The organism is Streptococcus mitis (assembly GCF_946190115.1).
Classification (GTDB): Bacteria; Bacillota; Bacilli; order Lactobacillales; family Streptococcaceae; genus Streptococcus; species Streptococcus mitis_CO.
Genome location: NZ_CAMHZG010000002.1, coordinates 51,852 through 75,971, shown reverse-complemented (window position 1 = coordinate 75,971; position 24,120 = coordinate 51,852). Strand labels below are relative to the sequence as shown.

The 24,120-nt window shown below is 41.1% G+C and carries 28 protein-coding genes, 1 pseudogene and 1 other annotated feature; of the genes and pseudogenes, 3 read left to right on the top strand and 26 right to left on the bottom strand.

Annotated features, from left to right (window positions below; all coding sequences use genetic code 11):
• Positions 1–10: 10 nt before the first annotated feature.
• From N8L90_RS01355 to N8L90_RS01265, 19 genes are all read right to left on the bottom strand, one after another.
• Positions 11–580 (bottom strand): GNAT family N-acetyltransferase, encoded by a 570-nt coding sequence (locus N8L90_RS01355; RefSeq protein WP_261023880.1) that lies wholly within the window; start codon positions 578–580, stop codon positions 11–13.
• 211 nt (positions 581–791) lie between these two features.
• Positions 792–1,796, bottom strand: a complete 1,005-nt coding sequence (locus tag N8L90_RS01350; RefSeq protein ID WP_050252902.1) for a PhoH family protein — start codon at positions 1,794–1,796, stop codon at positions 792–794.
• Between the two features lie 84 nt (positions 1,797–1,880).
• Positions 1,881–2,096, bottom strand: a complete 216-nt coding sequence (locus N8L90_RS01345; RefSeq protein WP_049488667.1) for a YozE family protein — start codon at positions 2,094–2,096, stop codon at positions 1,881–1,883.
• A gap of 45 nt (positions 2,097–2,141) precedes the next feature.
• Entirely contained in the window at positions 2,142–2,699 is a 558-nt protein-coding gene (locus tag N8L90_RS01340) for a GrpB family protein (RefSeq protein ID WP_060805337.1), read from the bottom strand.
• Positions 2,700–2,710: 11 nt separating this feature from the next.
• Complete coding sequence (gene cvfB / locus N8L90_RS01335; protein WP_261023879.1) at positions 2,711–3,565, bottom strand: RNA-binding virulence regulatory protein CvfB; 855 nt, start codon at positions 3,563–3,565, stop codon at positions 2,711–2,713.
• A gap of 59 nt (positions 3,566–3,624) precedes the next feature.
• On the bottom strand, positions 3,625–4,182 hold the full coding sequence (frr, locus tag N8L90_RS01330; protein WP_001262225.1) for a ribosome recycling factor: 558 nt from the start codon (positions 4,180–4,182) through the stop codon (positions 3,625–3,627).
• 8 nt (positions 4,183–4,190) lie between these two features.
• Positions 4,191–4,928, bottom strand: a complete 738-nt coding sequence (gene pyrH, locus N8L90_RS01325) for a UMP kinase (RefSeq protein WP_000002996.1) — start codon at positions 4,926–4,928, stop codon at positions 4,191–4,193.
• Between the two features lie 83 nt (positions 4,929–5,011).
• Positions 5,012–6,346 (bottom strand): methylenetetrahydrofolate--tRNA-(uracil(54)-C(5))-methyltransferase (FADH(2)-oxidizing) TrmFO, encoded by a 1,335-nt coding sequence (gene trmFO / locus N8L90_RS01320; protein ID WP_033676838.1) that lies wholly within the window; start codon positions 6,344–6,346, stop codon positions 5,012–5,014.
• Positions 6,347–6,581: 235 nt separating this feature from the next.
• Complete coding sequence (gene rsmI / locus N8L90_RS01315; RefSeq protein ID WP_033679932.1) at positions 6,582–7,451, bottom strand: 16S rRNA (cytidine(1402)-2'-O)-methyltransferase; 870 nt, start codon at positions 7,449–7,451, stop codon at positions 6,582–6,584.
• 2 nt (positions 7,452–7,453) lie between these two features.
• Complete coding sequence (gene yabA, locus N8L90_RS01310) at positions 7,454–7,771, bottom strand: DNA replication initiation control protein YabA (RefSeq protein WP_000358227.1); 318 nt, start codon at positions 7,769–7,771, stop codon at positions 7,454–7,456.
• Between the two features lie 39 nt (positions 7,772–7,810).
• Positions 7,811–8,701 carry a DNA polymerase III subunit delta' gene (locus tag N8L90_RS01305; protein ID WP_261023878.1) on the bottom strand — a complete coding sequence of 297 codons (891 nt, stop codon included), beginning with the start codon at positions 8,699–8,701 and terminating at the stop codon, positions 7,811–7,813.
• Positions 8,698–9,336, bottom strand: a complete 639-nt coding sequence (gene tmk, locus N8L90_RS01300) for a dTMP kinase (RefSeq protein ID WP_261023877.1) — start codon at positions 9,334–9,336, stop codon at positions 8,698–8,700. Before tmk ends, N8L90_RS01305 begins: the two co-directional genes overlap by 4 nt.
• Positions 9,337–9,449: 113 nt before the next feature.
• Positions 9,450–10,247, bottom strand: coding sequence for a pyrroline-5-carboxylate reductase (gene proC / locus N8L90_RS01295; protein WP_261023876.1), 798 nt, complete (start codon positions 10,245–10,247; stop codon positions 9,450–9,452).
• A 3-nt stretch (positions 10,248–10,250) separates the two neighbouring features.
• A complete protein-coding gene (locus N8L90_RS01290; protein ID WP_153193250.1) occupies positions 10,251–11,513 on the bottom strand; it encodes a glutamate-5-semialdehyde dehydrogenase in 1,263 nt (420 codons plus the stop codon).
• A 9-nt stretch (positions 11,514–11,522) separates the two neighbouring features.
• On the bottom strand, positions 11,523–12,632 hold the full coding sequence (proB, locus tag N8L90_RS01285) for a glutamate 5-kinase (protein ID WP_228111179.1): 1,110 nt from the start codon (positions 12,630–12,632) through the stop codon (positions 11,523–11,525).
• A gap of 100 nt (positions 12,633–12,732) precedes the next feature.
• Positions 12,733–14,616: a phosphorylcholine esterase CbpE gene (gene cbpE / locus N8L90_RS01280; RefSeq protein WP_261023875.1), complete on the bottom strand. Its 1,884-nt coding sequence runs from the start codon at positions 14,614–14,616 to the stop codon at positions 12,733–12,735.
• A 2-nt stretch (positions 14,617–14,618) separates the two neighbouring features.
• The gene (locus N8L90_RS01275; protein ID WP_261023874.1) at positions 14,619–15,506 is read right to left on the bottom strand and encodes an RluA family pseudouridine synthase; all 888 of its coding nucleotides are present in this window, start codon (positions 15,504–15,506) and stop codon (positions 14,619–14,621) included.
• Complete coding sequence (gene lspA / locus N8L90_RS01270) at positions 15,496–15,957, bottom strand: signal peptidase II (RefSeq protein WP_261023873.1); 462 nt, start codon at positions 15,955–15,957, stop codon at positions 15,496–15,498. The genes N8L90_RS01275 and lspA overlap by 11 nt, the downstream gene beginning before the upstream one ends.
• The gene (locus N8L90_RS01265; RefSeq protein WP_261023872.1) at positions 15,954–16,862 is read right to left on the bottom strand and encodes a LysR family transcriptional regulator; all 909 of its coding nucleotides are present in this window, start codon (positions 16,860–16,862) and stop codon (positions 15,954–15,956) included. The genes lspA and N8L90_RS01265 overlap by 4 nt, the downstream gene beginning before the upstream one ends.
• Between N8L90_RS01265 and N8L90_RS01260 the strand changes: the two are divergent.
• Positions 16,855–16,926, top strand: a pseudogene (locus tag N8L90_RS01260) (AraC family transcriptional regulator); the annotation flags it as partial. The gene N8L90_RS01265 and the pseudogene N8L90_RS01260 overlap by 8 nt on opposite strands.
• A 166-nt stretch (positions 16,927–17,092) precedes the next feature.
• Here the strand turns inward: N8L90_RS01260 and rpmA are convergent.
• From rpmA to N8L90_RS01240, 4 genes are all read right to left on the bottom strand, one after another.
• A complete protein-coding gene (gene rpmA / locus N8L90_RS01255; protein ID WP_000916509.1) occupies positions 17,093–17,386 on the bottom strand; it encodes a 50S ribosomal protein L27 in 294 nt (97 codons plus the stop codon).
• A 16-nt stretch (positions 17,387–17,402) separates the two neighbouring features.
• Positions 17,403–17,747 carry a ribosomal-processing cysteine protease Prp gene (locus tag N8L90_RS01250; protein ID WP_000613699.1) on the bottom strand — a complete coding sequence of 115 codons (345 nt, stop codon included), beginning with the start codon at positions 17,745–17,747 and terminating at the stop codon, positions 17,403–17,405.
• A 15-nt stretch (positions 17,748–17,762) separates the two neighbouring features.
• The gene (gene rplU / locus N8L90_RS01245; RefSeq protein WP_000109141.1) at positions 17,763–18,077 is read right to left on the bottom strand and encodes a 50S ribosomal protein L21; all 315 of its coding nucleotides are present in this window, start codon (positions 18,075–18,077) and stop codon (positions 17,763–17,765) included.
• Positions 18,078–18,113: 36 nt separating this feature from the next.
• Positions 18,114–18,201: a sequence feature (ribosomal protein L21 leader region), on the bottom strand.
• 58 nt (positions 18,202–18,259) lie between these two features.
• Complete coding sequence (locus tag N8L90_RS01240; protein WP_261023871.1) at positions 18,260–18,952, bottom strand: YoaK family protein; 693 nt, start codon at positions 18,950–18,952, stop codon at positions 18,260–18,262.
• A 153-nt stretch (positions 18,953–19,105) separates the two neighbouring features.
• On the opposite strand from N8L90_RS01240, the gene N8L90_RS01235 reads away from it, so the two are divergent.
• Positions 19,106–20,083 carry a Gfo/Idh/MocA family protein gene (locus N8L90_RS01235; protein ID WP_261023870.1) on the top strand — a complete coding sequence of 326 codons (978 nt, stop codon included), beginning with the start codon at positions 19,106–19,108 and terminating at the stop codon, positions 20,081–20,083.
• Positions 20,080–21,162, top strand: a complete 1,083-nt coding sequence (locus tag N8L90_RS01230; protein ID WP_261023869.1) for a DEAD/DEAH box helicase — start codon at positions 20,080–20,082, stop codon at positions 21,160–21,162. Before N8L90_RS01235 ends, N8L90_RS01230 begins: the two co-directional genes overlap by 4 nt.
• On the opposite strand, the gene N8L90_RS01225 is transcribed toward N8L90_RS01230, so the two are convergent.
• From N8L90_RS01225 to N8L90_RS01215, 3 genes are all read right to left on the bottom strand, one after another.
• The gene (locus N8L90_RS01225) at positions 21,155–21,409 is read right to left on the bottom strand and encodes a hypothetical protein (RefSeq protein WP_261023868.1); all 255 of its coding nucleotides are present in this window, start codon (positions 21,407–21,409) and stop codon (positions 21,155–21,157) included. The genes N8L90_RS01230 and N8L90_RS01225 overlap by 8 nt on opposite strands.
• Before the next feature lie 96 nt (positions 21,410–21,505).
• The gene (tuf, locus tag N8L90_RS01220) at positions 21,506–22,702 is read right to left on the bottom strand and encodes an elongation factor Tu (RefSeq protein ID WP_001040726.1); all 1,197 of its coding nucleotides are present in this window, start codon (positions 22,700–22,702) and stop codon (positions 21,506–21,508) included.
• Between the two features lie 206 nt (positions 22,703–22,908).
• Positions 22,909–24,018, bottom strand: a complete 1,110-nt coding sequence (locus N8L90_RS01215) for an AI-2E family transporter (RefSeq protein ID WP_261023867.1) — start codon at positions 24,016–24,018, stop codon at positions 22,909–22,911.
• Positions 24,019–24,120: the final 102 nt, after the last annotated feature.

Sequence of the window (24,120 nt, the reverse complement as noted above, 5' to 3'; positions counted from 1 at the left end):
TTTCAACTGCTTATTTATTTGCAAAATAGTCTTCCTTGGTCAAGACATAGTGAACTCTTGTCACGATTCGGCCTTCTTCATGCTGGTCCATACAAGCATAAGCTTCTTCGTGGGAAAAACGCATGCCTGATTTCTCCATGACCTTTCCAGATGCAGGATTAGCCTTATCGTGTAAAGCAACTAACTTATTCATTCCGATTTTCTCAAAAACTAGCTTAATTACGGCACGATTGGCTTCTGTCGTTAATCCTTGATTCCAATACTTTTTATTGATAATGTAGCCAATAGCTGCCTTCTTAAGAGCAGAATCAATCTTGTGCAAGTCAATGGTTCCAATAAATTTGCCATTGCTTTTTAGCTCTACTCCCCAGCGTCCCAAGGGATTGGCCAAGTAGAACTGAGCAATGTTATTCTTGGTTTCTTCCAAGCTTTGATTGGTTGGAAAAGTGTAACGTGTATTATCCTTGTCCGAGGCATAGTCAAACATTGCTTCCGCATCGTCCAAAGTTACAGGTCTAAGCAATAAACGCTCTGTCTCGACTATGGGATACTGGGCAAGTTTTACAAAAATTGATTCCATACGTTTCCTCCACTTGAAAAGTTTCTAACTAAGATAAGGATATTGAATGAAATATTTAAAAAGCAAATTTATAGTAGATTGAAATAAAATATGAACAAATCGATTAGGAAAGTCAAATTAATTTCTAGAAATGTTTTAGCAGTCACGACGTACTATTCTAACTTCAATCAACTATAGATTTAGCATTGAGATAACTTTAAGTACAAAAGAACTATCCCTCAGATAGAGGTTGAGGATCTAATTCTTCACTCTCTTCTTTTTTAACTGGAGCTGGTTCATAAGCTCGGATAATCTGAGCGACAACTGGATGGCGAACCACATCCTTAGCTGAAAAATGAACAAAGTCAATCTGATGGATGTTCTTGAGTTTTTCTTGAGCATCAATCAGACCAGACTTGACGTTACGTGGAAGGTCAATCTGACTGATATCTCCATTGACAATCATCTTAGAATTAAAACCTAAACGCGTCAAAAACATCTTCATCTGCATGATAGTCGTATTTTGCGCCTCATCGAGAATGACAAAGGCATCATCCAAGGTCCGTCCACGCATGTAGGCAAGAGGTGCAATCTCGATAATTTCACGCTCCATGAGACGAGTCGTCTGGTCTTTTCCCAGAATCTGATACAAGGCATCATAAACAGGTCGAAGGTAAGGATCTACCTTCTCTTTAAGATCACCCGGAAGAAAACCTAGACTCTCTCCTGCTTCCACCGCTGGGCGTGTCAGGATAATTCGTTTGACTTGCCCACGTTTAAGGGCTGTCACTGCCAAGGTCACTGCAAGAAAGGTCTTCCCTGTCCCTGCAGGCCCAATTCCAAAGGTCACATCATGCTGTTTAACACTGTCCACATAAAGTTTTTGACCCAGTGTTTTGACACGGATAGGCTTCCCGGTATTGTCCTTGATAATTTCTTCTTCGTAAAGGGCGACAAACTTGTCGATTTCATCGTTTTTGACCATGCTAATTGCAGTCACCACATCTGGCGTCCCAACCGTCATCCCACGATTCACCAAAACCATCAAGGCTTGGATAACCTGACGAGCTTCCTCACAGGCAGTCTCTTCTCCCAAAACCTGGACAATCTCCGTACGAGCATGAATCACCACATCAAGCTCTTCTTCCATCAAACGAAGATGGCGCTCATTGGAACCAAAAAGATGAAACAGGTCATCTGGATGACTCAGTTGAATGTCTATTGAATGTTCCTTCAAATAAAGAACCTCTCTAATCCTTTTATTTCTTTTTATTATAGCAAAGGGGTGGAGAAATTACTAGCCCAAACCCAGTGAATCATGCTAGTGTTCTAAGTATTCTTGCCAGATAACGTCAAAGTCTCCTAGGTTAAAAGAGAAACTGGCATGTTCTTCCAGAAAGCGACTCACCTCATCAAAATCATCTGTGTGTTTTGGAAAGGCTGACTCTTCAAAAGCGAGGTCTGCCAAGATAGCTTTGGGACTATTACTTTTAGGGTTGCGCTCGGTCATGAGCCAAGTGTAAAATGATTTTCTCAATTCTTTCTCCTATCAAGACTTTTTTTGATGAAACTTTTCTGATTTTTAAAAATTACTGGACTTAGCCTCTGACACATAGTGGTTTATAAAATCCGTTTTCGCATCTGTATAGGCGTCTCGATTGTGTTCAAATTGTTTCCACAAACTGAGTTTTAATTCCTGATACGCTTGGGCGATATCTGGATGCTGGCAGAGATAATCTCTAAAATAAATCTCGTTATGATCTCCCGTCATTCGCAAATGTAAATGAAAAACTTTCTCAGCAAATCCCTGCTCTGTATATCCTTTATTTAGCGAAATCCTGTTAGGACTCTCCGACATCACTAGCCACCCATTCTTCACCAATAAATCCCTAACTCTTGCTAAATCCTCTATTCTACCTACTTCTAACAGAATATCAACGATATTTTTGGCCCAAATATTAGGGATAGCAGTGCTACCGATATGTTCTATTCTTTTAATAACATTTGCACCCAATATTTTTTTCAGACTTGTTTTCTCCAATTCATACCAGTCTTTCCACTCTGACTTGTGCTCTACTAGAAAAATAGGAAAAAGTTGCCAGAGTTCCTCTAAACTCATTTCTTCAAATTTCTTTATCATGTCTATAAGACCTAAATCAACTCTGTCCCAAACTGGTCTTGCTTGATTTTACCAGCCTTCATCAAGCCTCCAAGTGCTTTCTTGAACTGACCTTTAGAGATACCAAAGGTTGCTTTGATGTCGTCTGGAGATGACTTATCATTTAAGGTCATGAAACCGCCATTGCTTTCCAAATAGGTCAAAATCATCTGGGCATCATTTTCCAACATCTCAAAAGAACGTGGTTTAAGGGAAAGGTTCAAGGTACGGTCCACTTCACGGAAACCAATAACACGCGCATCTAATACTTGCCCCAAATGTGGCTCTGCGTAACGCTCGCTAGGATGGATAAAGCCAAGCATGTTATTCTCTGGCAGGTAAACAAAAGTTCCTGACAGCTTGAGGCGGTAAACAATGGCTGGCCAGTTTTGATTCTGCATGTTGTTGTAGGCAGGACGAGCCAGACGTTGGAAGTCTTCTTGATAGGCCAAGAGTCCCCAGATGCGGTCTTTCTTGTCCACTTCAAGACGGATGTAGAGTTGGTCGCCCTTCTTAGGCCAGAGTTCCTTGAGCTCAGGGAGAATATCGAGTGACACAACGATTTCCTTGTCAGGAAGGCCTGTATCCACAAAGACACCCAAGTCCTTACGAACCTCTGTGACACGGCCCCAACCAAATTGGTCCTGAGTGGCAGTCACTTCTAGAGTTGTCAATCGGAGTTTTTGCTTCATATCCATATAGGCAAAACCTTTGACCGTATCTCCTACTGTATGTTGACCTTCTTCCTTAGCAAGAGCATAGGTTTGACCATCCTTTTGCACAAAGTAAAAACGGTCGTTTTCATCGATGATCAGTCCAACGATAAAACTTGCAAGATTTGTATTCATATTTCCTTCTTTCGAATAAAACTCAGCCAGCAATGCCAACTGAGTTTTTCTGTTTATTTTTAGACTTCCAAAAGTTCTTTCTCTTTGTTGGCAGTCATGTCGTCGATGTGTTTAACAGCATCGTCTGTTACTTTTTGAATGTCTTTTTCAAGAGTCTTCAATTCGTCTTCAGTGATTTCTTTTGCTTTTTCTTGTTTCTTAGCTTCGTCCATAGCATCGCGACGGATATTGCGGACAGCCACTTTAGCATTTTCGCCGACCTTCTTCACTTCTTTAGCAAGGTCACGACGAGTTTCTTCTGTTAGAGCTGGGATAACCAAGCGAATCACAGAACCGTCGTTAGCTGGTGTGATACCAAGATCAGAAGCGTTCAAGGCACGTTCGATATCTTTCAATGAAGACTTGTCAAATGGTGTGACCAACAAAACACGCGCTTCTGGAATCGTAATTGAAGCGATTTGGTTAAGAGGAGTTTCTACTCCATAGTATTCTACATGTACACGGTCAAGCAAGCTTGCATTGGCACGGCCAGCACGGATACCACCAAATTCACGAGCAAGTGACTGGTGAGACTGGGTCATTCTCTCTTTAGCTTTTTCAATAATTGCGTTAGCCATAATCTTTCTTATTCCTTTTCTTCGATATTATTTGAAACTGTTGTTCCGATATTTTCTCCAAATACAACACGTTTGATGTTGCCTGGTTGGTTCATGTTGAAGACAACCAAGTCAATGTCATTATCCATTGAGAGGGTTGAAGCTGTTGAGTCCATGATACGAAGACCTTTGTTGATAACATCACGGTGAGTCAATTCTTCAAACTTAACGGCTGTCTTGTCTTTCTTAGGATCGGCATTGTAAACACCATCTACGCCATTTTTAGCCATAAGGATAGCATCCGCTTCGATCTCCGCTGCACGAAGGGCCGCTGTTGTATCTGTTGAGAAGTAAGGTGAACCAATTCCGGCACCAAAGATAACGATACGACCTTTTTCAAGGTGACGAAGGGCACGTCCACGGACATAAGGCTCTGCCACTTGTTGCATGGCAATAGCTGTTTGCACACGTGTATCAACCCCAACTTGTTGCAATGAATCTGCCATCACAAGAGCATTCATAACAGTCCCAAGCATTCCTGTGTAATCTGCCTGAACGCGGTCCATTCCTGCTTCTGCAGCAGGTTCACCACGCCAGAGATTTCCTCCACCAATAACAAGGGCAATTTCGATACCTAAGCTATGAACTTCTTGAATCTCTTTTGCGATTGTTTGAACTGTTTGGATATCAATCCCTACGCCACGTTCACCGGCAAGGGCTTCACCTGATAACTTGATTAAAATACGTTTATACTTGGGATTCGCCATTTTCACTCTCCTTCTTTTATCCTACCTATTTTATCACAATTTCTAAGATTTTTATAGTATCATGAGCAATTCTTTCAAAAAAATTAGACTGTTAAAAATTCCTCTAAGTCGCTAAGAGCACGCTCAGCAATTTTTTCATAACGAGCCTTCTTATCACGGATACGCTCGCCTTCCAACTCCTTGATAATACCGAAATTGACATTCATTGGTTGGAAATGTTTGCTGTCGGCATGGGTGATGTAATGAGCCAGACTTCCAATCGCTGTTGTTTCTGGGAAAATAGCCTGGCTTTCTCCCTTGAAAAGACGAGCCGCGTTAATTCCCGCAACTAAGCCTGACGCCGCTGATTCAACATAACCCTCTACACCCGTCATCTGACCAGCAAAGAAGAGATTTGGTTGTTTCTTAGAACGGTAAGTCTGCTCAAGAAGATTTGGTGAATCCATATAAGAATTGCGGTGCATGACACCATAACGAACAAACTCAGCATTTTCAAGACCTGGAATCATTTGGAAAACACGTTTTTGTTCTCCCCATTTTAGGTGGGTCTGGAAACCGACGATATTGTAGAGGCTACCAGCCGCATTGTCCTGACGAAGTTGAACCACCGCATAAGGTGTTTTAAATTCTCCATCACGAGGTCCTGTGTAGTCGTCTGGATACTCAAGACCCACTGGTTTCATAGGTCCATAAAGCATGGTTTTAATGCCACGTTTGGCCATGACTTCAATCGGCATGCATCCTTCAAAATACTTTTCTTTTTCAAAAGAATTAAGCGGTGCTTCTTCTGCATTGACCAAAGCTTCATGGAAATCCATAAACTCTTGCTTGGTCATAGGGGCATTGAGGTAGGCCGCTTCTCCCTTATCATAACGAGACTTGAGATAGACCTTGCTCATATCAATAGTATTGACATCGATAATAGGCGCTGCCGCATCGTAGAAATAGAAGCCATCGCCGTCATTAAGGGCATGAATCTTTTCAGCAAGAGCATCACTGGTCAAAGGACCAGTCGCCACAACCGTAATAACATCTGTCGGCAATTCTGTAATTTCATCACGAACCACTTCAATCAAGGGGTGGTTAGCAACTTTCTCAGTCACCATATGGGAGAATCCATCACGGTCCACCGCAAGGGCACCACCTGCAGGAACACGGGTTGCTTCAGCAGATTCTAAGATAACAGAACCCAAGCGACGCATTTCTTCCTTGAGAAGACCAACTGCATTTGTCAGAGCATCTCCACGAAGAGAATTGGAACAAACTAACTCTGCAAAATTGTCTGTTTTGTGCTGGGGTGTTGACTTGACACCACGCATTTCATAAAGTTTAACTGGAATACCACGCTCTGCGATTTGGTAGGCTGCTTCAGAACCTGCCAAACCAGCACCGATAACATTGATATAAGATTGAGACACGACACTAATACCTCTTTGGGAGTGTGAAGACAAGTTTCACATTGAAAAAGCCAATCGGACTTAAGAGTTTTCGAATTTCTTGGCTCAGGCTGAAAAAGTCCACAGGACTTACTTCGCTTTCGAGTTTCTAGGCTCAGGCTGAAAAAGTCCCCCAGACTTTTTCACTCCCACAAATCTTTCTAATTTTTTCTTCTACTAGTATAACAAAAAAAGGGAAGAAGGCAAACTTCCCTGTTTAGTCATTTTCTTCCCAGTCATGGTAGGCAGCGTAGAGCTGACTTTTATTCCACTGGTAAATCTTAGCAACTTCCTTAATAGCTTGGTTTTTCTTCATGCCTTGCTGGATGCGTGCTTGGATTTCTGAAAACAAGTCCTCCTCGTCTTTTTCCTCCACATCTTGGCTGGCACCTTCAACAATGAGTAGACACTCACCCTTGAGCGGTGTTTCAGCGATGTTTTCCAGCAATTCAGAGATCTTTCCTCGTTGGTATTCTTCATAAATCTTGGTCAATTCTCTGACCAAGACTACCGAGCGGTCACCGTAGACTTCTAGCATATTTTCCAATGTATCTGCCACACGATGAGGTGATTCATAGAAAATTTGTGTTTCAGGATAGTCTTTTTTCGAGTCAAAAAATTGCTTTTGCTGGCCTGATTTTCTCGGTAAAAAACCGTAAAAGATATGTGGTTGCGGTGCTAAACCACTGGCAATCAAGGCAGAAATTCCTGCAGAGGCACCTGGAACTGTGACAACTGCAATCTCTTCCTCAATCGCTGCCTTGACTAAATCATGACCAGGGTCTGAGATGCTAGGCAGACCTGCATCGGAGACCTGAGCAATACTTTGCCCTGCTTTCAAGAAACCAATCAAATCAGGAATTTTTTCCTTGGCATTGTGCTCATGAAAACTAATCTGCTTGGTCGAAATATCAAAATGCTTGAGCAAAAGACCTGTATTACGCGTGTCCTCAGCAGCAATCCAATCCACTTCTTTCAAGGTCTGGATAGCACGAAAGGTCATATCATCTAAATTACCAATCGGCGTTGCCACTAGATACAGCTTGCCATAGGGAGACTGCCCCTTAAAACTTTTTTGAATCTGCATGCTTACTCCCTGTATAGCAACTCGTCACAGAACATACATTCTTCGTCCTGTTCTCGACGTTGTCCATAAAAATCATTACATACGTGAAAACCATCTTTATAAATTCGACGGACACTTTCACGAACATGCTTAGCCTTGACAGGGGCGTCTGCTTCCACCTCACCCAAGCGTTCGCGCAACTTACTATTTTCCAAACGAAGAGCTGTATTTTCCTCTACCAGGCTCTTGAGATTTTTCTTGATGGCTTCCACATCGGCCAAGGTCACCAATAACTGTTGGGAAAAATCATCCAGCGCGTCAAATAATTCTTTTTTGTCCATAAACCAGCTCTTTCCTTTCTTTATCGTTCATTTTTGAATTTACATTTCTTTCAAAACCAGATATTCCATGGCATTTTGAAAGCTGACATTAGCTTGCCACATTTTTCTAGCTTCTAACAAATCTTGTAGAATCACCCTTACTCTTACTTGCAGAAGGTCCTGCCCACAGAGGACTTCAAGGATTCGCAAGACCTGATCCTGTTTTTCCTTGTCATCTGCCAAGTTGGCTAATTTAGCAACTTGCAGATAACTTTCTTTTTTCTTAGCTAATAACCCAGTCAGCAGGCGTTCACTTTCATCGACTAAGGTCCAAAAACTTGCCTGATTTGCCAACTTTTCTGCTTCAGCTCGCGATTGACTAAACTGGGCTAAAAGAGTTGCTTTTTTCTTAACCAGTCCCATTTGTTCTAAGAGCAAGATGAGTTTTTCTTCTTGCTTTTTAAAATGGAAAATCTGGGTTCGACTACGGATGGTCGGTAACATCTTTTCCTCATCGCTGGTCAAGAAGAAAATATAAACCTCACTCTGGGGTTCTTCGATAACCTTGAGCAGAGAATTAGCTGCGTTGGGATGCATTTTCTCAGCTTGCTCGATAATAAAGACCTGTTGCTGACTTTCAATCCCTGCTTGAGAAAATTGTCCCACCAATTCACGAATACGTTCTGTCTTGATGACCTGATTGACTGGCTTAATCAAGGTGACATCGGGAAATTCTCCCTGTTCAATTAGCTTACAATTTCGGCATTTCTCACATGGTAAAACGCCTACTTTATCCGTACAAAAGAGGCTCTTAGCCAAAAATTGCGCCATTTCCAAACTTCCAAAGAAACCTGAAAAGAGGTAGGCGTGATTGAGCTGGTCTTGTTCTAGAATACGGACAAAGCGGTCAAACTGAGCTGGCTGCCAATCCTTTAGTTGATCTTGTGTCATTTAGATAATCCCATTCTATCAAACAAGACAGCCTTGGTAGTTTCCACAACTTGCTCCAAAGGAAGACTGGCATCAATCTTAACAATACGACTTCCTTCTTTATCCAAAAGAGAAAGGTAACCTTGACGGACTTTTTTATGCAAGTCCAACCCTTCCAAGTCCAAACGATTGACCTCACGATTGCTATTAGCAGCAATTCGAGCCAGTCCCTCTTCCACCTCAATGTCAAAATAGAGTGTCAAATCGGGTTTGAGGCCATCTGTCGCAAACTGGTTAAGCCAGTCAATGGCGTCAATATCCAAGCCACGACCAAATCCCTGATAGGCAACGGAACTATCGATGAAGCGGTCCATAATAACCAACTTGCCAGCTTCAAGGGCAGGGAGAACTTTTTCCACCAAGTGCTGTCTGCGACTGGCGATATAGAGCAAAAGCTCTGTCTTCGCATCCATCTGCGTGTGACTTGGATCCAAAATTACTTCCCGAATCTTCTCCCCAATCAAGACTCCGCCAGGTTCACGGGTCGTCAGCACCTCTACTCCTTTTTCCTCTAAAATTGGTAGCAGAGCCTCTAAAACACTGGTCTTGCCTGCTCCCTCTGGTCCCTCAAGAGAGACTAAAAATCCTTTTGACATGTCTAACTCATTTCTTTTTTACTACTTCTATTCTATCAAAAAAATAGAGGTTTGTGACAATCTTTTTATCTTCTCATTTCAAGCACCATAAAAGAGGCAGACAAAGCCACCTCTTATTTACCTAATTCTTGTGTTCGTTTGTAGGATTGATGAACTGCATCCATAACTGTTCCTCGAAAAGCATGCACTTCTAAGCTCGCTACACCAGCGATAGTCGAACCACCTGGGCTACAAACTTGGTCTTTCAATACTCCAGGATGCTCTTGGCTTTCTAGGACCAATTGACCAGCTCCTACCACAGTTTGAGCCGCCATTTTCAATGCTATTTCTCGTGGTAATCCTGTCTGAACACCTGCATCTGCCAAGGCCTCAATAAAGAGATAGACAAAGGCTGGTCCACAGCCTGCAAGACCTGTCGCTGCATCTATTAAGCTTTCTCCTAGTTCAACCAAGAGACCAGCCTTGTCTAAAAGCTGACAAAATAGCTCACTGTCCTCAGCCCTGCAATTAGGAGACAAGGCATAACTAATCACTCCTTGACCAATAGAAGCAGGGGTATTTGGCATCATACGAATAATTCTGTGCTGACTTGGAAGAAGACTGGCCAGTTTTTCCAAGGTCAATCCAGCTGCCATAGAAATCAAAAGAAGACTTTCTCTTTTTTCAAGGATAGACTGGTATTGAGCAAGCAGTTCAGAAAACTGAGCAGGCTTAACACCTAGAAAAATCACATCTGCTTCTGCAAAGATTTCGTCATTGCTGGAAGCCTGACCACCAAAGTCAGAAATAAAAGCATCCACCTTGGCTTGGCTACGATTGGCAAGGAGAATCTGAGCATCCGTCTTGGTCTGCAAAACAGCCTTGGCCAAGCTAGCACCCATATTCCCCAAACCGATAAATCCAATCTTCATCTCTTACTCCCTTATCTGCCCATCACCAGTAACCACATACTTGTAGCTAGTCAACTCTTTCAATCCCATTGGACCACGCGCATGCAGTTTCTGAGTTGAAATCCCCATTTCACATCCAAGACCAAATTGGCCTCCATCTGTGAAACGAGTTGAGGCATTGACATAGACAGCTGCAGAATCCACTTGATCTGTAAAGTAAGCTGTAGCTTCAGCATTTTCCGTCACAATGGCATCCGAATGATGGGTACTGTGGGTTTCAATATGCTCAACTGCTTCTTCTAAACTGCTCACAACCTTAACAGCTAGGACATAGTCTAAAAACTCAGTGTCAAAGTCTTGGGCCTCAGCTGCTTGACCTGAAACAAACTGACTTGCTTTCTCATCCAAGCGGAATTGAATTGGTTCCAGACCAGCTTCTTTTCGATCTGCAACCAGTACTTGCTCCAAGCGAGGAAGGAAGATTGCTGCCTTGTCTTCATGAACAAGTAGAACCTCCATAGCATTACAAACAGAAGGACGACTTGTTTTAGCATTATTGATGATAGACAGAGCCTTGTCTTCATCTGCATCCTTATCAACATAAACATGGACAATCCCTGTCCCGGTCTCGATAACAGGTACAATAGCATTTTCAACAACTGCATTGATCAAACCAGCTCCTCCACGAGGAATAAGAAGGTCTAGATATCCTTTAGCCTTCATCATAGCATAGCTACTTTCTCGGCTAGTATCTTCAACTAGTTGAATCACATCTGGATGAATGGTAGTCGTCTCCAAGCCATTTTTCAAGGCCGTGACAATAGCATGAGCTGTTTGATAGGCATCCTTCCCACTACGAAGAACGACCGCATTCCCACTCTTGAGAGCCAAAGCAGCCGCATCAGACGTCACATTTGGACGACTTTCGTAGATAATACCAATAACCCCCATAGCCACCCGTTTCTTGGTGATAACCAAGCCATTTTCAAGATGATTGGTTTCTAAAACTTCACCGATTGGATCTGGTAAAGCAACCACTTCACGAATACCAGTTGCCATCGCTTCTATACGACTTGCATCCAAATAAAGACGATCCAGCATCACATCTGAGATTTTACCCTTAGCAGATTCCATATCAAGGGCATTGGCTGCTAAAATTTCCTCAGTAGCTGCTAATAAGTGATCAGCCATGGCTAGCAAGGCTTGGTTTTTCACTTCTTCACTAGCTGTATTGATCGACTTTTTTACAGCCTGTACCTGTTCAAATTGTTCTTGTGTACTTACCATAATTCACCTCTAAAATTCTGTAAAGAGTAATTGGATTTCAGGAGTAATGGAAATCCAGTCATCACGGTGAATCAGGACACCCTTGGCTTTGTTAGAACGCAACATATCCTCCAAAGCAGATGCTCCAAATTGCACGCGTCCTTTTCCAAGTGATTTTCCACTTTCCTTGTCAAATACTGTCACGATATCACCGTAAGAAAAGGCGCCTTCTGCATTAACAACACCAGATAATAGAAGACTCTTTCCATGTTGAGAGAGAGCTTCAGCAGCCCCTTTATCAACCCAAATAGAACCTTGACTCTGAGCATAAAAGGCCAGCCATTGTTTCTGGGTACGAAGTCCCTTCTCTTGAGCAACAAAGTAGGAACCATCCTTGGTCTCCTCAGCTGCTTCAATCATGGCATCTGTCTTCAAAGATGAGCAGATATAAACAGGAACTCCTGATTCCGTCGCAATAGTCGCTGCTTTGATTTTGGTTAACATGCCCCCAGTTCCGTTTGAAGAACCTGCTCCACCGGCCATATCAATAATCTCACGATTGATGGTCTCGATTTTCTCCAAGCGTTTGGCTCTTGGATCTGAATGAGGATTTCCTGTATAGAGACCGTCCACATCTGTCAAGAGAACCAAAAGGTCTGCTTGGACCATAGCCGCTACTTGGGCACTTAGAGTGTCATTGTCCCCGACCTTGAGCTCATCAATGACGACACTATCATTCTCGTTGATGATGGGAATTGCACCACGACTAAGTAGAACTGACAAAGCCTGATGGGCATTTTTATAACGGCGCTTATCCACAAAGTCATCCTGGGTCAGCAAGATTTGTGCAGAAACGATTTGGCGCAAGAGAAGATTGGTCGTGTATTCTTCCAACAAAAGGCCTTGCCCTACCGCTGCTGAAGCCTGTTTATCAGCAATCTTAGTCGGACGTTTTTTAAATCCTAAGGCTCCAAAACCAGCCGCAATGGCACCTGACGACACCAAAATCAATTCATGACCATCCTCGTGCAACATAGCCAACTGCTGGGTAATAGCCTTTACCTTACTACGTGATAAACTTCCATCCTCATTCGTCAGAGAAGAAGTCCCTACCTTAAAGACAATCCGTTTGTATTTCATAGTCTCACTCCGATTCTTCATATTTATCCATTATAACATGAATAGCAGGAAATAGAAAAGAGTTGATAGGAAAAAGAAGGCCCTAAAACCTTCTTTTTTACTACTGTGCTGATTCCGATTTGTTTGCACTCGTTTCAGAGCTTTGTGAAGTTGAAGAAGTCAAATCTTGACTAGTTGAAGAACTTGGAACACTTTCATGTTGACTCGTTTCTTGATTTTCAAGATCTTTTTTCACTACTTCATTCGATTCTTTTGTTTCTGAATTACTTGTAGTTCTAATTGTAGCAGATTTCTCGATCGGAACATCCACTAACCAGGCACCACTTGAGTCAACAGTATAGCCTTCTGGTGTCTTACCATTCACAAGTAATTGACCATTTTCTTTCAAGAAGTACCATTTATCCTTGTCCTTGATCCAACCAACAGCTCGTGAACCGTCTGTCTTGTAGAAGTACCAAGCATTTGCCTTTTTAAGCCAGCCTTGCTTCATAGCTCCTGATTCTTCTATATAGTAATGTTGACCTGCAACTTCTATTTCACCTGTCTTCATGATACCAGTAGAATCCATATAGTACCAGGTTTCTTTATCTTTTACCCAGCCCGTTTTCATTTCTCCTGATTGAGCAAAGTAATACCATTGCCCCTTATATTGAAGCCAACCTGTCTTCATAGAGCCATCGTTTGATAAATAATAGTTCTGACTTCCAGTATTTACCCAACCAATTTCCATCTGATTTTCTTTGTTGAAATAATACCAGATTCCATCAATTTTCTTCCAATTTTTAGCAGCAACACCAGAGTCTGTCAAATAGAACCAACGATTGTTCCATTTTTTCCATTGATTCTGTAATAAGATACCCGTTTGGTTAAAGTAATACCATTCACCCTTAATTTCATTCCAACCGACAGCATATTCTCCTGTAGAATCAGGTGCTTGATACCACCAGTTTCCATAAGCACTCTTATGCCAACCAGCTTGAAAACTTGGAATCTTCTTGTAGGAAGTTGAAATGTTTACTAAACCGTCTTGTCTAATATCAAAAACTGTCGCATCATAGTCTTTGCTGGCTGCGTTAATTCTCTCAATTCCTCGTTCTTTAAGCCAATTGACATACTCACTATCGACACCATTTTTCCAAGGTAGACTATCTGAAGTTTGAACAATCAAACTCGGACTCAAATTTTTAATGAAATCCTTGGTGTTTGATTTATTAGTATCATAGTGATGATTAAACTTCATCAAATCAACTTTTCCAATAAGAGGACCATACTTGTCTTCTGCTCCATGAACATTATCTAAGTCGCCCCCAAGGTAAATTTTCTTGCCATTGACTTTCACTACACTAATCAAGGAATTGGAATTGTCATCCCAAATTTTCTTTAATTCACCTGATGAATCTGTTTCATTTTCATAATTATAGAGTTGAATATCCATGTCCCCAAACTGAAAATGAGCATCTCCTTGTGTGATGTTTTGAATCACTGAAACACCTTTTTCTGCGGCAGTCTGTAAAACCTTATCATAGCCATACAGATTATCCCATAAACGTTCAGAATTAGTAATACGATTATCACTATATTTTTTAAGATAGACTCGGTCAACAGGATAGGTAGACAGTAATTCATCAACATTTCCAATATGGTCACTGTGAGTATGGGTTACTAAAATAAAATCAAGTTTTTGAACACCCAATTCCTTCAAACGACGAAAGACACGGTCTGTTAGAACATGCTTATAAGACGTTTCAATTCCTTCTCTCCATGGATAACGAGAATCACTTCCATCTGGGAAATCATAATCTTCTCCTGTATCCACCATGGCAAAATGTCCATTGCTTTCAAGAATAATCGCATCACTGCCACCTTCATGAACATTTATAAAGTGAATTTTATTTCCTGAACTTTCTTGAGCTTGAACATCTCCATACCATGACAAACCTAAAAAAGCGCCTGCAAGTGCTAAACTAATCAATTTCTTTTTCATTATTACTTCCTTAATTTCTCCAAAGTTTCCTTAAAAATTTCTGGAATATCTGCTGAAAATTCCATGGTCTCACCTGTTCTCGGATGAGTAAATCCTAGAGTCTTGGCATGAAGAAATTGTCCATGCCCTTTCAGAGTCTTGCGAGGACCATAGACTTCATCACCAGCGACTGGATGACCAATATAAGCCATGTGGACACGGATTTGGTGGGTACGTCCTGTCTCCAGCTGCAACTCCACTAAGCTATAATCACCAAAGCGTTTCAAGACGTGGAAACGAGTCACTGCAGGCTTCCCTTTAGCCGTCACAGCCTGTTTCTTACGGTCTTTTTCACTACGGCCAATCGGCGCTTCAATCACACCGCGATCATTGGGTAGATTTCCATGAACAATCGCCCAATATTTGCGGAGAGACTTTTTATCCTTGAGTTCTTGGGCAAGTGCTAGATGCGCCTCATCATTTTTAGCAATCATGAGAAGACCTGACGTATCCTTATCAATACGGTGAACAATTCCTGGACGCAGAATCCCATTGATACCCGACAAGTCCTTGATATGATACATAAGGGCATTTACTAGGGTTCCACTAGTATGACCAGCACTCGGATGCACAACCATTCCCTGAGGCTTGTTAACAACGGCCACATCCTCATCTTGATAGATGATTTCTAGCGGAAGATCCTCAGCCACATACTCTAAGACCTCCGGCTCTGGTACATGGTAAGTGACGATATCACCCTCTTGAACTGTGTATTTAGCTTTCTTGACTTGGCCATTGACCAAGACCTGATCTGATTTGATTTGTTCATTCGCGAGACTACGTGATAATTCTGTCAAATCTGACAAAGCCTTATCTAAACGCAGACCACCAGTTTCAATTTTAATTTCCATTTATTTCCTCTTTTAGCATTGCAATCAATAAAATAATCACTCCAACTGTCAGATAACTATCTGCAACATTGAAAATTGCAAAATTGATAAAGTCAAGGTGGAACATATCCACAACAAATCCCTGACTGATCCTGTCAATAAAATTTCCAAGTCCACCTGCAATAATCAAGGTCAAACCCAAGACCATCCAGAGTGAGTCCTCCATGTGTTTATGTAGATACCAGATGGCACCTACCACAACAACCAGAGTAATGACAGCAAATAACAACTGCTGATCTTGTAAGATAGAAAAGGCTGCCCCTCGATTTTGCAGATAGGTCAAGCTAACGAAATTGGGGATCCAAGTTCTCACTTCACCCAGTGGAATCTGCTGGACGATATAGGATTTTACCAACTGATCCAGTCCAATCAAAAGCAGTACAATGACTGCCACTATTCCTCTTTTTTTCATGATTTCCTCTTTTGATCAAAATATTCTTGCATGACTTCTACAAAGAGAGTCCCAGCTTGACTGAGTTCCACTTCCTCACGTTTAACATAGACCATGCGGTTATCTAAATTATCCTTGAGACGAATAACTGTAATGCCATTGACACTATCACTATCTAAAAATCCAGATCCTGTTGCATAGGCGTCCGTCCGCTCCAAAATACCATTCAAGGTAGCACGGTCTGTCACATTGAACATCTGCGAGCTCGCACTAGTATCAACAAAGTTCTCTGAATAATAAAGGTACTCATCTTTCTCTTGAGTGAAACGAACCGTTGGTAGATCCGCTAAATCTTCCATAACCAATTCCTCTTTCTGAGCCAAAGGATGCCCCTCACGGATATAAATATGGGTATGGAAGGGAATCAATTCAATGACTTCCAGACCTAGCTTTTCAACCCGTTGCATAATCCCCTTTTTATTTTGATTGTTGAGGTAGATAATCCCAATCTCACTGTGCCCTTGCGCTACTTCGTCTAAGATTTGAACAGTAGTTGATTCAAAAATACGAAAGTTCTTATAATCAGGATAGCGCTCTGAAAAGGCCGTAATGGTCGGTGGCAAGAAGTCATAGTGCTGACTGGCAATGGAAAATTCATCTTTTTCTTCCTCAGGATTGGCATACTGATTTTGAAAAATATCAAATCCTTTAACCAATTCTTGCGCTTTTTCATAGAATTCCATACCACGACGAGTCAAGAAAGTCCCTGAGCTGGTCCGACGGAAAATCTTAAAGCCCAACTCTTTTTCCAAATCACGAACAGAAATAGACAGACTCGGCTGACTAACATACATCTTTTCAGCAGCTTCACGGAAAGTACCGCTATTCGCAATAGCCACAACATAGCGTAATTGTTGAATGTTCATCTTCTACCCCCAACTTCTTTATCTTTTCATTATACCATATTTTAGAAGTTTTCCATCGAAGAAAAATAATGTCACTCATAAAATGCATCTACACTAAGAACGAAAAAATCATGGGTACCAAAACAAAAAAAGAGGCTCTCCGAAAACTCGGAAAGCCTTATTTTAAGCTACTTCTAGCTTCCTCGCCTTTATATTTCAAGGCTCGGGATAAAAAGGTTCACTGGACCTTTTTATTTAGCGATTGGGTAAACAGAAACTTGTTTTTTATCGCGTCCTTTACGTTCAAAGCGTACTACGCCTTCAACTTTAGCGAACAAAGTATCGTCTCCACCACGTCCAACGTTTACACCTGGATAGATGTGTGTACCGCGTTGACGGTAAAGGATTGATCCACCTGTTACAGTTTGTCCGTCAGCTGCTTTAGCTCCAAGACGTTTTGCTTGTGAATCACGTCCGTTTGATGTAGAACCTCCACCTTTTTTGTGGGCGAAAAGTTGCAAGTTGTTAAGAGTCATTTTTAACATAATGTTTTCCTCCGTGTTAGTTTTCTGTGATAACTCTGGTTTGGACGAACTCTGAAGAGTTCTCCGATAAGTTTGCCATACCTAAGAAAAATGATTCAAAGAATAACTGAGTCATTTCTCTCTGGTGTGAAGGAAGATCTTTTGGAATTTCAACCATCAGATAGCCACCTTCATCTTCGTTTAATTCTAGGATTGGTTCATAGCCTGCAAATTTCTCAATAGAATTGATAAAGTTAATGGCAAGCGTAGAAACCGATGCACACACGACATCTAAGCCGTATTCGCCACTCTCGGCGTGTCCAGTAATTTCCGCACTCCTCAGCTCGCCATCTTCGGCTCTCTCAAAGACTGCCTGTATCATGTGTTCTCCTTAAAATTAAGCGTTGATTGCGTTGATGACAACTTTTGTATATGGTTGACGGTGACCTTGTTTACGGTGGCTACCTTTTTTAGGTTTGTACTTGTAAGTAACAACTTTCTTTTGTTTTCCTTGTTTTTCAACAGTTCCAACTACAGTAGCTCCAGCAACAAGTGGAGTTCCGACAACAGTGTTTTCACCACCAACAAGAACAACTTCGTTAAAAGTAACTTCTTGACCAGCTTCAACGTTCAATTTTTCAACGTAAACTGCTTGACCAACTTCAACTTTAACTTGTTTTCCGCCAGTTTTGATAATTGCGTATGTGCTCATTATGCACCTCCTATGATTTTTATGGGTTTCCCCGATTTTTTTGTGAAGACTCGCCTAGCATCGTGGGACAAACCACTTAAACTTGAATAATCAAGCAACGATGTTCGTGCGGTTGCACAGGATCGTGCATAGTCAACTCTTCAAGTATAGCATATCTCCTATTTTCTTACAAGTAATAACACCTAAAATGAAGCTTTTTCTTTTACTTTTTTTCGCCACGAGGCAAAAAGCATGCTGAGGTAAAAAATGCTCATCATAATAGGAACACCAAGAATTGTCATTTCATGATAGAAAATCGTCAAATAGGCTGAAAAGACAACGCCAAGGACAAAACTACTAAGCAGGCTTACAAAGATAATCCCTTCACGTAAAAAAGGAGTGTGCTTGGTTCGGAAATAATCTCCAAAAGCTAGCATGGTCCGTTTGATATTCCCTGTCATAAAGGCATTATTGTAGGCAATCCCCGATACTTCACCAAAGGCAGTTGTCACCAAGCCCATACAAAAGGCCAAGGGCGGTACTAGATAGATATTATCTACAGTTTGCGGTACAAAACCAATAATGATTGATAAGATTGCCAAAGGAATCAGTGACAGAATTGGCTTTTTCACAATTCTCAATTTTTCCTTATAAACTGTTAATAGAAAGACCCCCATCATAAAAGCTAGCAAGGTGAGAACCTTGTCCCTAACATCTGAAACATTATTTTGAATTAATTCTACTGAAAGAAAGACGACATTCCCAGTTTGTCCAGCTACAAGAGTATTTCCTCGCACAATAAACGTATAGGCATCTACATAACCTGCACAAAAAGTCAAAAAAAGCGCTAGCCTCTTAGACTGACGTGATATTTTTCTTATAGGTAATAGCCTCATTTTTCCTCCCATTTCATTTACTCATCTCACTATTGTACCACTTTCTTTGGGAAAGACCTAGTAGCTTATTTGAAAATTTTTACCCTCTGTTGGATAGTCCCGTCTATCTATGTTATAATGAAAGAAGGATTTGAAATCGGAAAGGGAGTATCTATGCTTAAATTAGGTGTCATCGGAACAGGTGCTATTAGCCATCACTTTATAGAGGCAGCCCATGCCAGTGGAAAATACCAGCTGGTCGCAGTCTATTCTAGAAAACTAGAAACTGCGGCAACCTTTGCTTCTCGCTACCAGAATATCCAACTCTTTGATCAAGTAGAGGACTTCTTCAAGAGCTCCTTTGATGTGGTCTATATTGCTAGCCCAAACTCCTTGCATTTTGCTCAGGCAAAAGCTGCATTGTCTGCAAGTAAACATGTCATTCTTGAAAAGCCAGCCGTCACTCAGCCACAAGAATGGCTAGATTTGATTCACACAGCTGAGAAAAATCACTGTTTTATATTCGAAGCGGCACGGAACTACCATGAAAAAGCTTTCACTATCATCAAAAACTTTTTAGCAGACAAACAAATTTTGGGAGCAGATTTCAACTATGCCAAGTATTCTTCCAAAATGCCTAACTTATTGGCTGGGGAAACACCAAATGTCTTCTCAGATCGTTTTGCTGGCGGTGCTCTCATGGATTTGGGGATTTATCCCCTCTACGCTACCGTTCGTCTCTTTGGAAAAGCTCAAGACGCGACCTATCAGGCTCAACAGCTTGACAATAGTATTGACCTAAATGGAGATGGAATTCTCCTCTACCCTGACTTTCAAGTTCATATCAAGGCTGGGAAAAACATCACTTCCAATCTTCCTTGCGAGATTTATACGACAGATGGAACCCTGACGCTCAACACAATTGAGCATGTTCGCTCAGCTATTTTTACCGACCACCAAGGAAATCAAGTCCAGCTCCCTATCCAACAAGCTCCCCATACGATGACTGAGGAAGTCGATGCATTTGCACACATGATCCAGCAACCAGATCTGAATCTCTACCAAACTTGGCTGGAAGATGCAAGTTCTGTTCATGAACTACTATTTACCATGCGCCAGACTGCTGGCATTAGATTTGAGGCAGAAAAATGAAAAACAAACTACCGACTGAATGGCAAGAACTGAGTGACCAACTCGGTTTCCAAGAATTCACCCCCATTCAAACTCAACTATTTGAGCCCCTTCTTGCTGGAGAAAACCTCCTAGGAGTGAGCCCAACAGGAACTGGTAAGACCCTAGCTTACCTTCTACCAAGTCTTCTCAGACTACAAAAGAAAAAAGCCCAACAACTCTTGATTCTAGCACCAAATACAGAACTTGCTGGACAAATTTTTGATGTATGTAAAACGTGGTCAGAAGCTATCGGCTTGACAGCCCAACTCTTCTTATCAGGTTCGAGTCAGAAACGCCAGATTGAACGCCTAAAAAAAGGACCAGAAATTCTGATTGGAACCCCTGGCCGTATCTTTGAACTCATTAAACTGAAAAAAATCAAGATGATGAATGTGGAAACCATCATCCTGGATGAATTCGACCAATTACTAGATGATTCTCAGATTCACTTTGTTGAGAAAATCACTCACTACGCACCTCGTGACCATCAACTCATCTACATGAGTGCTACGACCAAGTTTGACCAAGAAAAGATTGTGCCGAATACACGCACTATTAATCTCTCTGATCAAAAACTGGACAATATCCAGCATTTCTACATGCAGGTAGACCAACGTCACCGTGTTGATATGCTACGAAAACTAGCTCATGTAGAGGATTTCCGTGGTCTGGTCTTCTTTAACAGCCTATCAGACCTTGGAAGTTCAGAAGAAAAACTACAGTATCGGGATATCTTGGCTGTTTCCCTTGCTAGTGATGTCAATGTCAAATTTAGAAAAGTCATCTTAGAAAAGTTTAAAGACAAGCAACTAACCCTGCTTCTTGCAACTGACCTTTTGGCTCGTGGAATTGATATCGATAGCCTAGAATGCGTCGTAAACTTTGATGTTCCTAGAGATATTGAAACCTACACTCACCGTGCTGGCCGTACTGGCCGTATGGGCAAGGAAGGTTATGTTATCACTCTCGTAACCCATCCTGAAGAACTCAAAAAACTTAAGAAGTTTGCAAGTGTCCGTGAAATTGTCTTGAAAAACCAAGAACTCTATATCAAATAATCCCCATTGCTCTATGCACATCAGATGTATAGAGCTTTTTTATAAGCAATTCAATTTTATACTCTTCGAAAATCTCTTCAAACCGCGTCAGCTTCGCCTTGCGGTATATATGATTACTGACTTCGTCAGTCTTATCTACAACCTCAAAAACATGTTTTGAGCTGACTTCGTCAGTTCTATCTGCAACCTCAAAACAGTGTTTTGAGCATCCTTCGGCTAGCTTCCTAGTTTGCTCTTTGATTTTCATTGAGTATTAGTTCAATATTCGAAAAAAAGAACCTTGCAAAGCAAGATTCTTTTAGTGTCTGACTTAAATAATTGTTCTTCTGGGAACTAAATCGAATTAAGCTTCGATTTCTGTAACCATACCTGAACCAACAGTACGTCCACCCTCACGGATAGAGAATGTAGTACCTTGTTCTACGGCGATTGGGTGGATCAACTCAACGTCGATTGTCACGTTATCACCAGGCATTACCATTTCAGTACCTGCTGGAAGTTCGATTGAACCAGTAACGTCAGTAGTACGGAAGTAGAATTGTGGACGGTAGTTGTTGAAGAATGGAGTGTGACGTCCACCTTCTTCTTTAGTAAGGATGTAAACTTCACCTTTGAATTTAGTGTGTGGGTTGATTGAACCTGGTTTAGCGATAACTTGTCCACGTTCGATTTCATCACGTTGAACACCACGAAGAAGGACACCTACGTTATCTCCGGCAAGACCTTCGTCAAGTTGTTTACGGAACATTTCAACACCAGTAACAACTGCTTTTTGAGTTTCTTCTTTGATACCAACGATTTCGATTTCGTCGTTGACTTTAACGATACCACGGTCGATACGTCCTGAAGCAACTGTACCACGTCCAGTGATTGAGAATACGTCTTCGACTGGAAGAAGCAATGGTTTGTCAGTGTCACGTTCTGGTTCTGGGATGTACTCATCAACTGTGTTCATCAATTCCATAACGATGTCTTCGTATTTAGTGTCACCTTCAAGAGCTTTAAGAGCTGAACCTTGGATAACTGGAAGATCGTCACCTGGGAAGTCGTATTCTGACAATAGGTCACGGATTTCCATTTCAACCAATTCAAGCAATTCTTCGTCGTCAACCAAGTCAACTTTGTTCATGAAGACGATAAGGTGTTTAACACCAACCTGACGTGAAAGAAGGATGTGCTCACGAGTTTGTGGCATTGGTCCGTCAGTTGAAGCTACTACAAGGATAGCTCCGTCCATTTGAGCGGCACCAGTGATCATGTTTTTAACGTAGTCCGCGTGTCCTGGAGCGTCGATGTGAGCGTAGTGACGTTTTTCAGTTTCGTACTCAACGTGCGCAGTGTTGATTGTGATACCGCGTTCGCGTTCTTCTGGAGCAGCATCGATAGACGCATAGTCTTTAGGTTGGTTAACTGATGAAGGCAAGCGACGTGCCAAAACAGTTGTGATAGCTGCAGTTAGGGTAGTTTTACCGTGGTCAACGTGTCCGATAGTACCAATGTTAACGTGTGGTTTACTACGATCGTATTTTTCTTTTGCCATTTGAGTAAAAGCCTCCAATAAAATATATTTTATAGATAGACAGTAGGCAATACAGTCTAACTTTCCTTACTATTTTATCAAATTTCAGCTAAATTGCAAGTGTTTTACAAAGTTTTTGTGAATTATTCTTAATAGGCTAATCTAAATGGCACTTCTACTCCTATCACTTGCCTAAAGAAAAAGAAAAATCAGGAATTTCCTGACTTTTACTTAGCTAATTCTCTTTCTCGTTCTTTCATTGTTTTATGATTTTCATACAAACGTGATAAGAACTTAGAAATTTCTTTCAAGATAGAATAGGTTGGTACTGCGACAATCATGCCAATGACACCATAGATATTATTTGATAACAAAAGCAATACTAAAATCGTAATTGGATGAACCTTCATTACCCCACCAACGATTCGAGGGTAGAGGATATTTCCATCTACTTGTTGAATAATCAGCATATAAACAACTGCAATCAGCATTCTATGAGGATCAGTAAAGACATTAGCGATAATCATTGGAATCAAGCCAATACTTGGTCCTACATAAGGAATGAGATTGGCTAATCCTGAAAAGATGGCGAAGACCAAAGCATATTTTAAACCAATAATACTATATCCAATAAAGGCCAAACACCCAATAATAATCGCATCAATTGCAACTCCACTAATATAGCGAGCAATTGTCGCATTCAAATTCTTTAAAAGACCTGTAATATGCAGCTTATCTCTCTTTAAAACAGTACGTTCAAGCATCGGCAAGAACTTGTTACCGTCTAACAAAAAATAAATTAAGAACACAGGGGTCATGATAATAATCAAAACGGTACTAAAGAGCGCAGATAAGACACTTCCAACACTATTCGTCACACTATTTAAGATATTTTGTAGAATATCTACATAGGATAGATTTAATTGTTGAATTGTCGCTTGAATATCTAAATTTTGAAAGGCTGGATAAGTAGATAAATCCACAATCAAATCTTGCAAACGACTATAAATTGTCTGACTTGTAGCAATCAAACTTGTCAGCTGATTAATCAAAATCGGTAAGAGATAGACGACCCCAATAACTAGCCCACAAACCAAGGCGCACAAGGTTAGTAGAATACCAATGATACGGTTAATTTTGAAATACTTTTGTAAAAAATTTACAATAGGATTGGTCAAATAATATAAAAAACCACCTAAAAGAAAGGGAATCATTATAGTGTTTGCGACACTTACAAAAGGCGTTATAATCCCACCCATCTGTCTCCATAAATAAAAGATGATGGTTAATAGTAAAATCTCACTGGTCCAAAAAAATAATTTATTCTTACGAAACATGAAGTACCTCCATTCATCTATTTTACCACACTTTCAAAAAAGCTTCTTTCTTATATCATGAAACTGGGAATATTTTTTTCTTTATGATAGAATAAACTTACT

What these genes read in the sequence shown, in the direction of transcription:
- proB (WP_228111179.1), bottom strand. Translation starts at nt 12,632, where the DNA reads ATGAAATACAAACGGATTGTCTTTAAGGTAGGGACTTCTTCTCTGACG.
- proC (WP_261023876.1), bottom strand. Translation starts at nt 10,247, where the DNA reads ATGAAGATTGGATTTATCGGTTTGGGGAATATGGGTGCTAGCTTGGCC.
- N8L90_RS01355 (WP_261023880.1), bottom strand. Translation starts at nt 580, where the DNA reads ATGGAATCAATTTTTGTAAAACTTGCCCAGTATCCCATAGTCGAGACA.
- N8L90_RS01305 (WP_261023878.1), bottom strand. Translation starts at nt 8,701, where the DNA reads ATGACACAAGATCAACTAAAGGATTGGCAGCCAGCTCAGTTTGACCGC.
- N8L90_RS01235 (WP_261023870.1), top strand. Translation starts at nt 19,106, where the DNA reads ATGCTTAAATTAGGTGTCATCGGAACAGGTGCTATTAGCCATCACTTT.
- tmk (WP_261023877.1), bottom strand. Translation starts at nt 9,336, where the DNA reads ATGTCAAAAGGATTTTTAGTCTCTCTTGAGGGACCAGAGGGAGCAGGC.
- rplU (WP_000109141.1), bottom strand. Translation starts at nt 18,077, where the DNA reads ATGAGCACATACGCAATTATCAAAACTGGCGGAAAACAAGTTAAAGTT.
- lspA (WP_261023873.1), bottom strand. Translation starts at nt 15,957, where the DNA reads ATGAAAAAAAGAGGAATAGTGGCAGTCATTGTACTGCTTTTGATTGGA.
- rsmI (WP_033679932.1), bottom strand. Translation starts at nt 7,451, where the DNA reads ATGCAGATTCAAAAAAGTTTTAAGGGGCAGTCTCCCTATGGCAAGCTG.
- frr (WP_001262225.1), bottom strand. Translation starts at nt 4,182, where the DNA reads ATGGCTAACGCAATTATTGAAAAAGCTAAAGAGAGAATGACCCAGTCT.
- N8L90_RS01290 (WP_153193250.1), bottom strand. Translation starts at nt 11,513, where the DNA reads ATGGTAAGTACACAAGAACAATTTGAACAGGTACAGGCTGTAAAAAAG.
- N8L90_RS01340 (WP_060805337.1), bottom strand. Translation starts at nt 2,699, where the DNA reads ATGATAAAGAAATTTGAAGAAATGAGTTTAGAGGAACTCTGGCAACTT.
- N8L90_RS01240 (WP_261023871.1), bottom strand. Translation starts at nt 18,952, where the DNA reads ATGAGGCTATTACCTATAAGAAAAATATCACGTCAGTCTAAGAGGCTA.
- N8L90_RS01225 (WP_261023868.1), bottom strand. Translation starts at nt 21,409, where the DNA reads ATGAAAATCAAAGAGCAAACTAGGAAGCTAGCCGAAGGATGCTCAAAA.
- yabA (WP_000358227.1), bottom strand. Translation starts at nt 7,771, where the DNA reads ATGGACAAAAAAGAATTATTTGACGCGCTGGATGATTTTTCCCAACAG.
- N8L90_RS01275 (WP_261023874.1), bottom strand. Translation starts at nt 15,506, where the DNA reads ATGGAAATTAAAATTGAAACTGGTGGTCTGCGTTTAGATAAGGCTTTG.
- N8L90_RS01250 (WP_000613699.1), bottom strand. Translation starts at nt 17,747, where the DNA reads ATGATACAGGCAGTCTTTGAGAGAGCCGAAGATGGCGAGCTGAGGAGT.
- cbpE (WP_261023875.1), bottom strand. Translation starts at nt 14,616, where the DNA reads ATGAAAAAGAAATTGATTAGTTTAGCACTTGCAGGCGCTTTTTTAGGT.
- N8L90_RS01265 (WP_261023872.1), bottom strand. Translation starts at nt 16,862, where the DNA reads ATGAACATTCAACAATTACGCTATGTTGTGGCTATTGCGAATAGCGGT.
- rpmA (WP_000916509.1), bottom strand. Translation starts at nt 17,386, where the DNA reads ATGTTAAAAATGACTCTTAACAACTTGCAACTTTTCGCCCACAAAAAA.
- pyrH (WP_000002996.1), bottom strand. Translation starts at nt 4,928, where the DNA reads ATGGCGAATCCCAAGTATAAACGTATTTTAATCAAGTTATCAGGTGAA.
- cvfB (WP_261023879.1), bottom strand. Translation starts at nt 3,565, where the DNA reads ATGAATACAAATCTTGCAAGTTTTATCGTTGGACTGATCATCGATGAA.
- tuf (WP_001040726.1), bottom strand. Translation starts at nt 22,702, where the DNA reads ATGGCAAAAGAAAAATACGATCGTAGTAAACCACACGTTAACATTGGT.
- N8L90_RS01230 (WP_261023869.1), top strand. Translation starts at nt 20,080, where the DNA reads ATGAAAAACAAACTACCGACTGAATGGCAAGAACTGAGTGACCAACTC.
- N8L90_RS01215 (WP_261023867.1), bottom strand. Translation starts at nt 24,018, where the DNA reads ATGTTTCGTAAGAATAAATTATTTTTTTGGACCAGTGAGATTTTACTA.